The organism is Streptomyces sp. NPDC020489 (assembly GCF_044386545.1).
Lineage (GTDB): Bacteria > Actinomycetota > Actinomycetes > Streptomycetales > Streptomycetaceae > Streptomyces.
In genome coordinates this window covers 51,909-66,963 of the sequence record NZ_JBIRUZ010000006.1, presented here as the reverse complement: position 1 = coordinate 66,963, position 15,055 = coordinate 51,909, and the positions used below count along the sequence as shown (strand labels likewise).

At 72.6% G+C, this 15,055-nt stretch carries 13 protein-coding genes; 10 read left to right on the top strand and 3 right to left on the bottom strand.

The window, feature by feature from the left end; translation table 11 throughout:
* Positions 1-84 precede the first annotated feature (84 nt).
* From ACH41F_RS17425 to hutI, 3 genes are read left to right on the top strand one after another with little or no spacing between them, the layout of a single operon-like run.
* Positions 85-1,287 carry an allantoate amidohydrolase gene (locus tag ACH41F_RS17425; RefSeq protein ID WP_391232328.1) on the top strand — a complete coding sequence of 401 codons (1,203 nt, stop codon included), beginning with the start codon at positions 85-87 and terminating at the stop codon, positions 1,285-1,287.
* A complete protein-coding gene (locus ACH41F_RS17420) occupies positions 1,284-2,630 on the top strand; it encodes a formimidoylglutamate deiminase (RefSeq protein WP_391231626.1) in 1,347 nt (448 codons plus the stop codon). The genes ACH41F_RS17425 and ACH41F_RS17420 overlap by 4 nt, the downstream gene beginning before the upstream one ends.
* A 20-nt stretch (positions 2,631-2,650) precedes the next feature.
* Positions 2,651-3,823 carry an imidazolonepropionase gene (gene hutI / locus ACH41F_RS17415; RefSeq protein ID WP_391231624.1) on the top strand — a complete coding sequence of 391 codons (1,173 nt, stop codon included), beginning with the start codon at positions 2,651-2,653 and terminating at the stop codon, positions 3,821-3,823.
* A 36-nt stretch (positions 3,824-3,859) separates the two neighbouring features.
* Here hutI and ACH41F_RS17410 read toward each other — a convergent pair whose 3' ends face one another.
* A complete protein-coding gene (locus ACH41F_RS17410; protein ID WP_391231623.1) occupies positions 3,860-4,774 on the bottom strand; it encodes a SigB/SigF/SigG family RNA polymerase sigma factor in 915 nt (304 codons plus the stop codon).
* Between the two features lie 239 nt (positions 4,775-5,013).
* Here ACH41F_RS17410 and ACH41F_RS17405 point away from each other — a divergent pair, with 239 nt between their 5' ends.
* The 5 genes from ACH41F_RS17405 to ACH41F_RS17385 all read left to right on the top strand — a co-directional run bounded on the left by ACH41F_RS17405 (position 5,014) and on the right by ACH41F_RS17385 (position 9,751).
* Entirely contained in the window at positions 5,014-5,391 is a 378-nt protein-coding gene (locus ACH41F_RS17405) for an anti-sigma factor antagonist (RefSeq protein WP_391231621.1), read from the top strand.
* A gap of 246 nt (positions 5,392-5,637) precedes the next feature.
* Positions 5,638-6,153, top strand: coding sequence for an ATP-binding protein (locus ACH41F_RS17400; RefSeq protein WP_391231620.1), 516 nt, complete (start codon positions 5,638-5,640; stop codon positions 6,151-6,153).
* 297 nt (positions 6,154-6,450) lie between these two features.
* The gene (locus ACH41F_RS17395) at positions 6,451-7,137 is read left to right on the top strand and encodes an LPXTG cell wall anchor domain-containing protein (protein WP_391231619.1); all 687 of its coding nucleotides are present in this window, start codon (positions 6,451-6,453) and stop codon (positions 7,135-7,137) included.
* A 281-nt stretch (positions 7,138-7,418) separates the two neighbouring features.
* Positions 7,419-8,480, top strand: a complete 1,062-nt coding sequence (locus ACH41F_RS17390; RefSeq protein ID WP_391232327.1) for a hypothetical protein — start codon at positions 7,419-7,421, stop codon at positions 8,478-8,480.
* On the top strand, positions 8,477-9,751 hold the full coding sequence (locus ACH41F_RS17385) for a hypothetical protein (RefSeq protein WP_391231618.1): 1,275 nt from the start codon (positions 8,477-8,479) through the stop codon (positions 9,749-9,751). Before ACH41F_RS17390 ends, ACH41F_RS17385 begins: the two co-directional genes overlap by 4 nt.
* 415 nt (positions 9,752-10,166) lie before the next feature.
* On the opposite strand, the gene ACH41F_RS17380 is transcribed toward ACH41F_RS17385, so the two are convergent.
* Entirely contained in the window at positions 10,167-10,979 is an 813-nt protein-coding gene (locus ACH41F_RS17380) for an alpha/beta hydrolase fold domain-containing protein (RefSeq protein WP_391231617.1), read from the bottom strand.
* Positions 10,980-11,098: 119 nt separating this feature from the next.
* Positions 11,099-12,595, bottom strand: a complete 1,497-nt coding sequence (locus tag ACH41F_RS17375; protein ID WP_391231616.1) for an oligopeptide:H+ symporter — start codon at positions 12,593-12,595, stop codon at positions 11,099-11,101.
* A 391-nt stretch (positions 12,596-12,986) separates the two neighbouring features.
* Here ACH41F_RS17375 and ACH41F_RS17370 point away from each other — a divergent pair, with 391 nt between their 5' ends.
* Both ACH41F_RS17370 and ACH41F_RS17365 read left to right on the top strand, forming a co-directional pair.
* Positions 12,987-13,664: a response regulator transcription factor gene (locus ACH41F_RS17370; RefSeq protein WP_030603615.1), complete on the top strand. Its 678-nt coding sequence runs from the start codon at positions 12,987-12,989 to the stop codon at positions 13,662-13,664.
* A gap of 115 nt (positions 13,665-13,779) precedes the next feature.
* Positions 13,780-15,051, top strand: coding sequence for an ATP-binding protein (locus tag ACH41F_RS17365; protein WP_391231615.1), 1,272 nt, complete (start codon positions 13,780-13,782; stop codon positions 15,049-15,051).
* Positions 15,052-15,055 lie beyond the last annotated feature (4 nt).

Genomic DNA, 15,055 nt, shown 5'->3' with positions numbered 1-15,055 from the left:
ACACCCCCGGTGGAGGCCGAGGTCTCGTCAGCGGGCGGGGGTGCGGGCCCGCGGGCCGTGCGGCCCGGCGCCTCCTTCCACTCCATGTGGCGCGACCTCGCCCCCATCGGCCGCCACCCCGACTCCCACGGCTACCGCCGCTACGCCTGGACCGGCGCCGACGCCGAATGCCGGGCCTGGTTCAAGGAGCAGGCCGACAGCCGCGGCCTGGCCTACGAGGTGGACCGCAACGGCAACCAGTGGGCCTGGCTCGGAGACCCCGCCGCCGGGGACGCCGTCGTCACCGGGTCGCACCTGGACTCCGTGCCGGACGGGGGCGCCTTCGACGGGCCCCTCGGGGTGGTGTCCTCCTTCGCCGCGCTCGACGAACTCCGCTCCCGTGACGTCACGTTCACCAAGCCCCTCGCCCTGGTCAACTTCGGTGACGAGGAGGGCGCCCGCTTCGGCCTCGCCTGCGTCGGTTCACGGCTCACCTCCGGGCAGCTCACCGCCGAGCAGGCGCACCGGCTGACCGACGGGGACGGGGTGACGCTCCCGAGGGCCATGGAGGCCGCCGGCTACGACCCCGACGCCCTCGGCGCCGATCCCGAGCGGCTGGCGCGCATTGGCGCCTTCGTCGAACTGCACGTCGAGCAGGGGCGGGCGCTGGACCTCTCCGGCGACCCGGTCGGGCTCGCCAGTGCCATCTGGCCGCACGGGCGGTGGCGGTTCGACTTCCGGGGCGAGGCCAACCACGCCGGCACCACCCGGCTGGCCGACCGGCGCGACCCGATGATGTCGTACGCCGAGACCGTGCTCGCCGCCCGCCGCGAGGCCGAACTCGCCGGTGCGGTCGCCACCTTCGGCAAGATCTCCGTCGAGCCCAACGGCGTCAACGCGATCCCGTCCCTGGTGCGCGGGTGGCTCGACTCCCGCGCGCCGGAGCAGGAGACCCTCGACAGCGTGGTCACCGGCATCGAGGAGGCGGCCCGCGCGTACGCCCACAAGAGCGGCATCGACCTCGACGTGGTCCGGGAGTCCTTCACCCCGGTCGTGGAGTTCGACCACGCGCTGCGCGACGAACTCGCCCGGATCCTCGGCACGGACACGCCCTTGAGCGTCCCGGTCCTCGGAACCGGCGCCGGACACGACGCCGGGATCCTCTCCGGGCACATCCCGACCGCCATGCTGTTCGTACGCAACCCCACCGGCGTCTCGCACTCCCCGGCGGAGTTCGCCGCCGAGGACGACTGCGTGGCCGGGGTGCTCGCCCTCGCCGACGTACTGGAAGGACTGGCCTGCACGTGACCCAGCAGCGCACGCGGACGTACTGGCTCGAGCACGCCTGGCTCGGCACCCACGTCGAGCCGGGCGTCGCGGTCGACGTCGCGGACGGCCGTCTCACCGCCGTCCGCACCGACGCGCCCACCCCGCCCCCCGGCGCCGAGATCCTGCGCGGCCTGACCCTCCCGGGCCTGGCCAACGCCCACTCGCACGCCTTCCACCGCGCCCTGCGCTCCACCGTCCAGGTCGGCTCCGGCACCTTCTGGACCTGGCGCGAGGTCATGTACGCCACGGCCGACCGGCTGACCCCGGAGAGCTACCACGCCCTCGCCCGCGCGGTCTACGCCGAGATGGCGCTGGCCGGCGTGACGAGCGTCGGCGAGTTCCACTACGTGCACCACGCCCCCGGCGGCACCCCCTACGCCGACCCCAACGCCATGGGCGAGGCCCTCCTCGCCGCCGCGGCCGACGCCGGCATCCGCATCACCCTCCTCGACACCGTCTACCTCTCCTCCGGCTTCGGGCAGCCCCCGAACACCCACCAGCTGCGCTTCTCCGACGGCAGCGCGGACGCCTGGGCCGAACGCTGCGCCGCGCTCAAGGACCGGGACCACGCGCGGATCGGCGCGGCCGTGCACTCCGTACGGGCCGTGCCCGCCGACCAGTTGGCCACCGTCGCCCGGTGGGCCGAGGAGCGGCGGGCCCCGCTCCATGTGCACCTGTCCGAGCAGACCGCCGAGAACGACGCCTGCCGCGAGGCCCACGGCTGCACGCCCACCCGGCTGCTCGCCGAGCACGGCGTCCTCGGCCCGCGCACCACCGGCGTCCACAACACCCACCTCACCGACGAGGACATCGCCCTGCTCGGCGGCTCCGGCACCGGCACCTGCATGTGCCCGACGACGGAACGGGACCTCGCCGACGGCATCGGACCCGCGCTCGCCCTCCAGAGGGCGGGCTCCCCGCTCTGCCTCGGCTCCGACAGCCACGCCGTCATCGACCTCCTCGAAGAGGCCCGCGCGATGGAGCTGGACGAACGGCTGCGCACCCGCACCCGGGGCCACTGGACGGCGGCCGCCCTCCTGCGCGCCGCCTCCGCCGACGGACACGCGGCCCTCGGCTGGGAGGAGGCGGGCACCATCGAGCCCGGCGCGCTCGCCGACCTGACGACGATCACACTCGACTCGGTCAGGACCGCGGGACCGCTGCCCCGGCTCGGCGCCGAGACGGCCGTCTTCGCGGCGACGGCGGCGGACGTACGGCACACGATCGTGGGCGGACGGCACGTCGTGCGCGACGGGGCCCACACCCTCGTACCGGATGTGCCGCAAGCGCTGGCGCGGGCCGTCGACGCCCTCCGCGCCTGAAGACGACCGACAAGGACGCCATGAGCAGCACCGTCATCACCGACATCGCCACGCTGGTCACCAACGACCCCGCCCTCGGCGACGGCTCCCCCCTGGGCCTGGTCCGGGACGCGGCCGTCGTCATCGAGGGCGACCGTGTCGTGTGGGCCGGTGAGTCGAGCAGAGCACCCGCCACCGACCACCGGGTCGACGCGGGCGGCCGGGCGGTCCTGCCCGGGTTCGTCGACTCCCACTCCCACCTCGTCTTCGCGGGTGACCGGACCGAGGAGTTCAACGCCCGCATGTCCGGGCGCCCCTACACCGCGGGCGGCATCCGCACCACGGTCGCCGCGACCCGGGCGGCGAGCGACGAGGCCCTGGAGGCCAACCTCACCCGCCACCTCGCCGAGGCCCTGCGCCAGGGCACCACGACCTTCGAGACGAAGTCCGGCTACGGGCTGACCGTCGAGGACGAGTCCCGAGCCCTGCGCATCGCCGCCGCGCACACCGACGAGGTCACCTACCTGGGCGCGCACATCGTCCCGCCGGACCACGCCGAGGACCCGGCGGCCTACGTCGACCTCGTCACCGGGGAGATGCTGGACGCCTGTGCCCCGTACGCCCGCTGGATCGACGTGTTCTGCGAGAAGGGCGCCTTCGACGGCGACCAGGCCCGGGCGATCCTCACCGCGGGCCGGGCGAAGGGGCTGCTCCCGCGCATCCACGCCAACCAGCTCTCCTACGGCCCCGGCGTCCAGCTGGCCGTGGAACTCGACGCCGCCAGCGCCGACCACTGCACCCACCTCACCGACGCGGACGTGGACGCCCTCGCCGGCGGTGACACCGTCGCCACCCTGCTCCCGGGCGCCGAGTTCTCCACCCGGGCCCAGTGGCCCGACGCCCGCCGTCTCCTGGACGCCGGCGTGACCGTGGCCCTGTCCACCGACTGCAACCCGGGCTCGTCCTACACGTCCTCGGTGCCGTTCTGCGTCGCCCTCGCCGTACGGGACATGGGCATGACCCCGGACGAGGCGGTCTGGTCGGCCACGGCGGGCGGCGCTGCGGCCCTGCGCCGGGACGACATCGGCCGTCTCACGCCGGGCGCCCGCGCGGATCTGCTGCTGCTGGACGCGCCGAGCCATGTGCACCTGGCCTACCGGCCGGGCGTGCCGCTGGTCGCCGGGGTATGGCGACGGGGCGTGCGCGAGATCTGATCCGCACGCCCCGTTTCCGAGTTCGCCCGGGCGAGGTCACTCCTCCAGCGTCAGTCCCTTGCGCAGCCGCACCAGCGTGCGGGACAGCAGCCGCGACACGTGCATCTGGGAGATCCCGAGCTCGTCGCCGATCTCCGACTGGGTCATGCCCGCCACGAACCGCAGGGAGAGGATCGTGCGGTCCCGGGGCGGGAGGTCGGCGATCAGGGGCTTCAGGGACTCGACGTACTCGATGCCCTCGATGCCGTGGTCCTCGTAGCCGATCCGGTCGGCCAGGGCGCCCTCGGTGTCGTCGTCCTCGGGCTGGGCGTCCAGGGAGGAGGCCGTGTAGGCGTTGGAGGCGGCCATGCCCTCGACGACCTCGTCCTTGCTGAGGCCGAGGCGTTCGGCGAGCTCGCCGACGGTGGGGGCCCGGTCCAGCTGCTGGGCCAGCTCGTCACCGGCCTTGGCCAGGTCGAGCCGGAGCTCCTGGAGCCTGCGCGGCACCCGTACGGACCACGAGGTGTCGCGGAAGAAGCGCTTGATCTCTCCGACGATGGTTGGCATCGCGAAGGTGGGGAACTCCACACCACGGCTCAGTTCGAAGCGGTCGATCGCCTTGATCAGGCCGATGGTGCCGACCTGGATGATGTCCTCCATCGGCTCACTGCGGGAGCGGAAGCGGGAGGCGGCGAACTTGACCAGGGCGAGGTTCAGTTCGACGAGCGTGTTGCGGACGTACGAGTATTCGTGCGTGCCCTCCTCCAGCGACTCCAGCCGCGCGAAGAGGGTCTTGGAGAGGGCGCGCGCGTCGACGGCCCCCACCTCTTCGAAGGGCGGGATCTCCGGGAGACCGGCGAGCACATCGCCTTCGGCGTCCTGCTCGATGGGATTCAGATGTTCCGTGGGGGATGCCGACGTCGCTTGCGGGGTAGGCGATGCGTCGAGCCGGGGTGACATGATGTCCTCCATCGTTCTCGGCATATGGCTGCCGAAGCCAGTTCGTGCACTGCGGTGTGCGGCGCCTCCAAAGCCGGCCCTGTCGAGTACGTGTCTCTACTAGCCCTACCCGGTTTCCTGACACGACCGCAAGTGTGTTCTGTGCGGTTATGTCTGTTTGTGGGTGATTGTTCGGGTGTCGAAGGGTGTGGAGAAGGCGTAGTGTTCGTGGGCGTCAGTAGCAGCCACGGACGTCGGGAGAGAGAGACGGCATGGACCGCGGGACGGTCGGCAGCGCACAGTCTGGCCGGCTTCTGGTCGAGGTGCGGAAAGAGGGCGCCAGCGCCGTCGTGACTCCGGCGGGTGAGTTGGATCACCACACCGCCGATTTGTTGCGGGAGCCACTCGAGGCTTGCCTCGAGGACGGCTTCAGTCGGCTGGTGGTGGATTGCTCGCGTCTGGAGTTCTGCGACTCCACGGGGCTCAACGTACTTCTCGGCGCACGACTGAAGGCGGAGGCCGCAGGCGGCGGGGTGCATCTCGCCGGGATGCTGCCTGTGGTGGCGCGTGTCTTCGAGATCACGGGGGCCGATGCGGTCTTCACGGTCCACGACACGCTCGAGGCGGCCTTGGCCGACGAGACCGGCTGAGCCGGTCCGACGGGTGTGTGGCGCCCCGGACGCCCCAGCGCGGCCGGGGTTTCCCACGCGTCACGCCCCTCGCCGGAGGACGTGTGCCGAAACAGGGGGTGTTCTGCCGGTTCGGTCGGGCAGGAGACATTCCAGGAGCAGGAGTCGGGCGCGGTCGCGGATCCACCGTCGAGCCGCGTACTGCCCTCTGATCCAATGATCTGACGATTGAATCGTGAACTGGTGAATCGGTGAGGTGAAGCGCTGATGAGCAGCACCCGGCCTTTCTCGCCGGGCGACCGCGGCCCGGAGGCCGACGGCGCTTCCGGGGTGTCCGAAGGGGGTGCGGCCGTGCCGCCCGAGTCGTCGGCGGGCCGGCAGGTCCGCAGGCTGAGCTTCGACGACGCGAGCGGTGTCGTGCCACTCGCGCGCGACTTCGCCCGCCAGGCGCTGTACGCGTGGGGCTGGCTGCCCGCCGCCACCGCCGACCAGCGGGCCGCCGCCGAGGACGTGCTGCTCGTCGTCTCCGAGCTGGTCACCAACGCCTGTCTGCACGCCGAGGGCCCGGACGAGCTGTGGATCGCCCTCGACAACAAGGTGATCCGCGTCGAGGTCTCCGACAAGGGCGCCGGCCAGCCGGCACCCCGCACCCCGCACCGCGCGGGCCGCCCCGGCGGACACGGCATGTTCATCGTCCAGCGCCTCTGCCTCGACTGGGGCGTGGTCCGCAGTCCCGGCACCGCGGGCAAGAAGGTCTGGGCGGAACTGGGCGCACCGGCCTGACCCGCCCCGCCGCCGCACCCGCTCACTCGCTCACCCGTGAGGCGGCTGTGCGGCGGACCCGTTTCCCGGTTCCCTCATTGCCTCCGTTTCGCCGGGCAGTGCCCGAGAACCTCCCCCTGAGAGTCACCCAGGGCTGCCCTCTGCCCAGGGCCCCTTCCGCGCGCGACGGATCGTCACAACTCCGGCGCGCCTCTTGTCTTCCTTCCTTGCGAGCCCGGGCGTACCTTGACGGCCGATCTGATGTGCCGTCAGGAACCAGTCAAGGGAACCCAGCAACGAGCAAGAGGGAGCGGAACCGTGTCGTACCGGAAACGAACCGCCGCGCTCGCGTCCACCGCGGCCCTGGCCGGCTCGGCGGTGCTGATGGCCGCCCCCGCCGCCCGGGCCGAGGTCGTCGACGTCACGTACCAGTGCAAGACACCGATCGGCGACAAGAGCGCCGTCTCGCCCATCGACATCAAGGGCGTCAAGAGCGGCAGCGGCTGGACGATCACCATGTCCTGGCAGAAGGGCGTCTCCTCCAGCCCCGTCGACCTCGGCAAGGGGGCGATGAAACCGAGCGCGGTCATCCAGCTGGGCGGCGCGGACAAGGGCACGCTGAAGGTGACCGGACCGGCGAACCAGGCCGTGGTGCCCGCCAACACCCCCATCAAGATCAATGACCTGAGCGGCACGTACACCCCGGCGAAGTCCGGCGAGGTCACCTTCACCGCGGGGGTGCTGACCATCATCGCCCTCGGTACGACGACCACGTGCACGCCGACCAGCAGCCCCGGACCCTCGCTCACCCTCGACGTGACGGCGGCGGGCGGATCCGGCGGGTCCGCCCCGAGCGGCTCCGACTCCGGGTCGGGGGCGTCGCTGCCGCAGACCGGACCCGAGGACTCGGCGATCGCGCTCGGGACGCTCGGGGGCACGGTGCTGCTCGCGGGGGCGGCGGGCACGCTGTGGCTCTCCCGCAGGCATCGGCGTACCGCTGGTTGAGACGCGCCTTCGAGGCAGCCGCGCCGGGGTTTCTCGTGGCTGCGGCGCCGTGAGGGCTTGTCGCGCAGTTCCCCGCGCCCCTTCCGGGGGCGGTACCGCACCGCCGGATTCACGGAGCCGCCGATGTTCTCCGCCCGGGGCGCGCTGCTTGTCGTACGACGGCACAGGTGCCGCGGGGCCGGTGCGGGCGAACCGGGCTGCCGGGCGGACGAGTTGACGGGAGCGGTGTCGTGAAGGTGCGTGTGGCGGTGCTGACGGTGCTCCTGGCGCTGGTGTCGGTCATGGCCTCGCCGTCGGTCGCCCCGGCCGCCGAGCGACCGACCGTCAGGCTCTCCGCCTCGCAGGCCGGGACCGGCGGCTCGGTCACCGTCACCGGCAGCGGCTGGCGGGCGAAGACCCTGCTGACGGTGCTGATCTGCGGCCAGGCCGTGCCGTCGCGGGGGGTGCCCGGGGGCACCGACTCCTGTGCCAACGCCGACGGCCGGGCCGTCACCACCGACGCCGACGGCCGGTTCCGCAGGCGACTTCCGGTCACCGAACCACCCGTGCCCTGCCCGTGCGTGGTGCACGTGGCGACGGTGACCGGGGCGAAGGCCGAGGCCGACGCCATCTTCCAGGTCGCCGGGCACGCCGTGGAACCGCTGCCCGTGGAGGCCTCCGGCGGACGCCTGTCGGTCCTCGCCGACACCCGACTGGACGGCTCCGACGGGCTGTTGACCTGGTTCGGGGCGCCGCCCGCCCGCACCCTCGTCCTCACCGTCGGCAATGCCGGCACCTCCGAGATCAAGAACCCCCTCTTCCAGATCGGCACCTCGCACGGGGTGTTCGCGCCCCGCTGGGAGGAGCAGCAGTGGCGGGGCACGATCGCCCCCGGCGGCAAGGCGCGCATCGAACTGCCCGTCGAGCTCGCGGGCGGCGCGCACGGCGACTACACGGTGTCGCTGAAGTACGGCGGCAAGGTCCTCGCCGAGCAGCCCTGGGGCGTGGGCCGGCCCTGGGGCGTGACCCTGTTCTGGGTCCTGGTCTGCCTGGTCGTGCCCGCCGCCCTGTTCCGGACCGGGATGGCCGTGGTCGACCGGACACGGCCCCGCCGGCCCCGCCGGATCCGTCGGCCCCACTCGCCCCGCCGACCGCACGGGACCGGCCACGGCCGGAGCCCGGCCCGGCTCCGGAGGCCCGAACTCACCCTGCGGCTGCCGGGGTTGCGCACCCCGGACCAGGAGCCGCCCACCTCCTCGACCCTGCCGTGGTTCACCCCGGACGCCGATCCGGGCGCGGCAGGTCGGCTCTCCGCACCGCACGACGACAGCCCGACGCCCCCCACCAGAAAGGGATCCACGTGAGACAGCGATGGAGAGCCGTACCGGTACTCGTGTGTGCCGGTGTCGTCCTGGGCGCCGCCGCGTCGCCCGCGCAGGCCGCCGAGGTGTCGTTCGCCACCAGGTGCGTACCGCCCGCCGCCTCCGGGCTCGACCCCGTCGAGGGCACCAGCAAGGTGGAGATCACCGCGCCCGCCACCGCGACGGTCGGGGACGAGGTCGAGGTGGTGTGGACGTTCGTCCAGGCCGCCTCCAAGAACCCCGACCTCATCGACCTGCCGGCCAACTCCGTGAAGCCGTCCGGCACGCTCAGGGCGGCCGGCGCCCAGACCGCCGCCGTCCCCATGGAGGGGCCGCAGGAGAACCCGCCCATCCCCAAGGGCGGTGCCATGGTGCTCTCCGCGATGAAGGGCAAGCTGAAGCTGACGACCGCCGGTGACGTGACGCTGACGCCGGACGCGTACAAGATCACCGCCTTCGGCACGGACACGAACTGCACGCCGACGGAGACCGTGCAGCCGGCGGCGACCATCAAGGTCGAGGCGGGGGACGGGAGTTCGTCACCGACTCCGACTCCGAGTCCGACGGGGAGCGGGAGCGCGTCCCCCACGCCGACGCAGAGTGCCACGCAGAGCCCCTCCGCGAGTCCGTCCGACACCGGTGGCGGGCAGACCGCGTTCACCGGGAAGGTCGTCGACATCCCCTACACCTGCGCCTCGCCCATCGGCACGCAGAAGGCGACCTCCACGATCCAGATCAACGCCGAGAAGGACGGCGGGAACTACGGGCTCACCGTCCAGTTCAAGAAGTCGCCGATGGACAGCCCGGCCAACCTCCCGAAGGACTCCATCAAGCCGTCGATGCAGGTGGTCCTGGGCGGCGACGACCAGGGTTCCGTGCGGGTGGAGGGCCCCACCAACGCCGAGGAGATCACGGCCGGGGACCCGATCGAGATCCCGGACATGACCGGCACCTACAAGCCGGGGGCGACGGGGGAGTCGACGCTGTCGCCGGGTGTGCTGACGATCGAGGCGCTCGGTACGACGACGACCTGCACGCCGGACAGCACGTCGGTGTCACTGACCCTGGACACGACCGAACAGGCGGGCGGAGCGTCCGGCGGCTCGTCCACCACCGGCGGTTCCTCGTCCGGCGCATCCTCGTCCGGCGGCCTCGCCGACACCGGCGCCGAGGACCACGACGCGCTCAAGGCGCTGTCCCTGGTCGCCGGCACGACCGTCCTGCTGGGCGCGGCGGTCTTCACCTTCCTGCCGGGACGGGGTCGGCTGCGGTAGGGCTCAGCGGGGCCGGGGGTGGGGGGTGACGAGTCACGCGCCCCCGGTCGGGCGGACGCCGGGGGGCCCGCGCGCGGGCGGGTCGCCGGGCGCCGTCCTGCGCCCCGGTGGGGTGGACGCCGCGGGCCCGCGTGTGTGGTGGTCGCCGGGCGCCGTCCCACGTCCCGGCGGGGGTGGAAGCCGCAGGCCTGCGCGCGGGCGGGTCGCCGGGCGCTATTCCTTGCTCCGGCCGGGCGGAAGCCGCGGGCTGTCGCTCGGACCGGTCACCGGGCACCCTCCCACGCCCCGGCCGGGCGGAAGCCGCGGCCCACGCGCGCGGGCCGGTCGCCGGGCGCCACCCCTCGCCGCCTCCCGACCCTCCGCCGTGCGAGGTGCCCAGGGGTGTGACCCCTGGGGCGGGTCGGCCTGCCGGACCTCAGGAGTGTCCCCGCAGCCAGCGCAGGATCGTCTCTCGCGCCGTCGGCATCAGGGCGCCGCCGTGTGCGGAGCCCTGCACGGTGTGGACGGTGATGTCGCGGTGGCCCGACCGGCGTTCCGCCGCGGCGACGTCGGTGGAGTGGGCGGGCGGTACGAAGTCCCCGCGGGAGTGGATGAGGAGCATCGGGGCGTCGTCCGGGCCGGAGGCGTGGGTCCGGGCGGCGAGGTCGTTCCAGCGGGCGCGGCAGCGGGGGTTCGCGCGGTCGGGGGTGCAGCCGACCAGGCGGCGGGCCTCCCGGCGCAGTCGGCGTTGTGCCGCCGTGGCCCCGGGGCGGCCGCCGTCGACCCAGGCCCGGTACGGGGAGGCGACCGGGGACAGCGCGACCACGCCCCGGACCAGTGCCCCGCCCGCGCCGTAGGCCGCCGCGTCCAGGGCGAGCTGGCCGCCCGCGGAGGAGCCGAGGACCAGGGGGCGCCCGGGGGAGTCGGCGGCGATCCAGCGCAGCGCGGCGCGGACGTCCTTGCGCTGGGCGGGCCAGCGGGCGTCGGTGTTGAGCCGGTAGTCCGTCTCGTAGACCCGGAAGCCCCGTGCCGCCAGCCACCGCGCGGTCCGGCTCCAGTCGGCGTCCTCGGCCCAGTACCCGCCGTGCAGGATCACCAGCGCGGGGGCGCCCCGCTCGCCGTACACGGTGAGAGTCTGGCGGGCATGGCTGCCGTAGGGGAGCGTCTCGGGGGCCGCCTCCACGACGGCGCCGGACGACGAGAGCAGGAAGCCGAGGGCGGCCGCCACCGGGACGAGAGCACGACGCATGCCTGTGATGGTGCGTCCCCGCGCCGGAGCCCGACCGGAAAACCACCCAGGGCCACCGCACCGGGTGGCGCGGCGGCCCTGCGTTCGAGAGAAACGCCACGCGTTCCTACGAGGTCATGTCAGCGGACCGAGCCCATGAGCTCCTTGACGCGGTTGCGGTACATCCAGATCGCGACACCGGCGATCGCGGCGAGCGTGGCCTCCAGGGCGACGATGCCCGTCCTGTTCAGGTCGACGCCGGCGATGGAGAGCAGACCGGTCGTGGCGTCACCGGCGGTGACGGCCAGGAACCAGACACCCATCATCTGGGAGGCGTACTTCGCCGGGGCCATCTTCGTCGTCACCGACAGGCCGACCGGGGAGAGCAGCAGCTCACCGACGGTTTGGACGAAGTAGATCGCCACCAGCCACGCCGCGGCCGCCTTGTGACCGCCCTCGGCGATCGACAGCGGGGCGAGGAACAGGAAGAACGACGCGCCGACCAGGACCAGGCCGGAGGAGAACTTCACGATGGTGCTCGGCTCCTTGCCGCGCCGGTTCAGCGCGAGCCAGAACCAGGCGAAGACCGGGGCCAGGGCCATGATCAGGACCGGGTTGACCGACTGGTACCAGGAGACCGGGAATTCCCAGCCGAGGATGGTGTTGTCGGCGGAGGAGTCGGCGAAGATCGACAGGGTCGAGCCGCCCTGGTCGTAGATCATCCAGAAGACGGCCGCGGCGACGAAGAACCAGATGTACGCCGACATCGACTTCTGCTCGGTGCGGTCGAGCTGCTTGTCGCGCTTGATGCGGGCCAGCACCATCACCGGGATGATCAGGCCGAGCAGGGTCAGCGGGACCAGGATCCAGTTCAGGGTGTAGTGGCCGGAGAGGCCGACGATCGCGTAGAAGACCGCGGCGATGGCGGCCCAGATGGCGGCCTTGCGCAGCGTGGACTGCTTCTCCTCGGCCGACAGCGGCGTCGGGACGACGCTGGAGCGCGCGGCGAGGTGGCGGGAGCCGATCAGGAACTGGCCCAGGCCCAGCGCCATACCGAGCGCGGCGAGCGCGAAGCCCAGGTGCCAGTCGACGTTCTCACCGATGGTGCCGATGATCAGCGGCGCGGCGAAGGCGCCGAGGTTGATGCCCATGTAGAAGACGGTGAAGCCACCGTCGCGACGCGGGTCGTCCGGGCCGTCGTAGAGGTGGCCGACCATCGTGGAGATGTTGGCCTTCAGCAGCCCGGAGCCGATGGCGACGAGGCCGAGACCGGCGTAGAAGGTGCCGGCGGACGGCAGGGCCAGGGTGAGGTGGCCGAGCATGATCACCGCACCGGCGACGGCGACGGTCTTGCGGGGACCCCAGACGCGGTCGCCGAACCAGCCGCCGGGCAGGGCGAGCAGGTACACGAGCGACACGTACACCGAGTAGATCGCGGTGGCGGTCGCGGCACTGAGGTGGAGGCCGCCCGGGGCAACGAGGTACAGCGGGAGGAGAGCCCTCATGCCGTAGTAGGAAAAACGCTCCCACATCTCGGTCATGAAGAGTGTGGCCAGTCCGCGGGGGTGGCCGAAGAAGGTCTGCTCGGGGCCGGGGGTGCCCGGGCGGACCGAGTCCTTCGTCAGGCTGGACGCCATGGTCGTTCCTTGCTGGTCGGGACGCGTCGGCGCGATGAGCGGCGGGCGCGCCCGGTGGTCGCCGTCCCCTCCTGGGGGCCCGGCCACGGGGTCATTCCTTCCAGGCCGGCGGTGAGCCGGCCGCACACAAAGAGAGACCTTCGGCGTGAAGTAACTGCCAAAGGTCCCCGTGGTGCTAAAGGCGTCTTTCACCATACGGCAGGACAGTGCCGGAAATGGAAGGACTTGAGAGATGGATCACAGGTGCCAGGGGAACCGTACACACCTTTTCTAAGGTCCTTACCCAACCCTCACCTCCGGTACAGAGGTTCGTGCCGGATCGCCCCATGGTAAGAATCACGCGCTCCCGATCACACCCCATGTTCTGTCAAACGCGGTCTACCATCAGCTCATGACCCGTGTACTGCTCGCCGAGGACGACGCGTCCATCTCGGAGCCGCTGGCCCGCGCACTGCGCCGGGAAGGGTACGAGGTCGAGGTGCGCGAGGACGGCCCCACCGCGCTCGACGCCGGCATCCAGGGCGGCATCGATCTGGTCGTGCTGGACCTCGGGCTCCCCGGCATGGACGGCCTCGAGGTGGCGCGTCGGCTGCGTGCCGAGGGCCATGCCGTGCCCATCCTCATCCTGACCGCGCGCGCGGACGAGGTGGACACCGTCGTGGGCCTCGACGCCGGCGCCGACGACTACGTGACCAAGCCGTTCCGGCTCGCCGAGCTGCTCGCCCGGGTGCGGGCCCTGCTCCGGCGCGGCGCCGCGGAGCCGGCGCAGCCGCCGGCGACGCACGGGGTGCGCATCGACGTCGAGTCGCACCGCGCGTGGATGGGCGAGGAGGAGCTCCAGCTCACCGCCAAGGAGTTCGACCTGCTGCGGGTCCTGGTGCGCGACGCCGGCCGGGTCGTCACCCGCGACCAGCTGATGCGCGAGGTCTGGGACACCACCTGGTGGTCGTCGACGAAGACCCTCGACATGCACATCTCGTGGCTGCGCAAGAAGCTCGGCGACGACGCCGCGAACCCTCGGTACATCGCCACGGTGCGGGGTGTCGGGTTCCGGTTCGAGAAGAGCTAGCTTCCGCATGTCGGGTTGTCCGTGCGGGTGGACTGTGGATGGTCGCGCAGTTCCCCGCGCCGTCAGGTGGGTGCCCCGCACCGGCCTCCAGAAGTAGCCCGCCCGGAGGGGCCCCGTGCGTCGTCGCCTCATCCAGTCCACCCTCGCCGTGGTGCTGGTCGTCATCGCCGTCTTCGGCGTCTCCCTGGTCATCGTCGAGACCCGCACCATCAGCAACAGCGCCCAGGAGCGGGTCGACTCCGAGGCGGTCCGGCTGGCCAGCATCGTGGACAGCCGGCTGCTCGGCGAGCAGACCGTCGACGCGCGGGTGCTGAGGGAACAGGTCGCGGGGGACCGGTACGCCGTGATCCACATCCCCGGCGAGCCGGCCATCGAGGTCGGCGGCAAGCCGGTCGGTGACGTCATCAGCGCCACCGAGAAGGGCGAGGAGGGCGAGACGGTCACCGTCCTGGAGCCCCGCTCGTCCGTGACCCGCGAGGTCGGCCGCACCCTGCTGATCATCGGCGCGGTCGCGCTGCTCGCGGTGATCGCCGCCGTGCTGCTCGCCGTACGGCAGGCCAACAAGCTGGCCTCGCCCCTGACCGACCTCGCCGAGACCGCCGAACGCCTCGGCTCCGGCGACCCGCGCCCCCGGCACAAGCGGTACGGCGTCCCCGAGCTGGACCGGGTCGCCGACGTCCTGGACGGCTCAGCCGAGCGCATCGCCCGGATGCTCACCGCGGAGCGGCGCCTCGCCGCCGACGCCTCCCACCAGCTGCGGACGCCTCTGACGGCCCTGTCGATGCGCCTGGAGGAGATCACCCTCACCGACGACCCGGACACCGTGAAGGAAGAGGCCACCATCGCGCTCACGCAGGTGGAACGCCTGACGGACGTGGTGGAGCGGCTGCTCACCAACGCCCGCGACCCCCGCACCGGCTCGGCGGTCTCCTTCGACCTCGACGAGGTCATCCAGCAGCAGCTCGCCGAGTGGCGCCCCGCCTACCGCAGCGCGGGCCGCGCCATCGTGAGCTCCGGCAAGCGGCATCTGCGGGCGGTCGGCACCCCGGGCGCGGTGGCCCAGGTGCTGGCGGCACTGATCGAGAACTCCCTGATGCACGGCGGCGGCACGGTGGCGCTGCGCACCCGCGTCACCGGCAACCAGGCCGTCATCGAGGTCACCGACGAGGGACCGGGCGTCCCCGCCGACCTGGGGGCGCGGATCTTCGAGCGGGCGATCAGCGGCCGCAACTCCACCGGCATCGGCCTCGCGGTGGCCCGGGACCTCGCGGAGGCCGACGGGGGGCGCCTGGAGATGCTCCAGGCCCAGCCCGCGGTGTTCGGCCTCTTCCTGTCGCGCACGCCGGCCCAGAAGCCGCCGGCGGACGCGGAGCCCACGGTCCGCTAGAGCC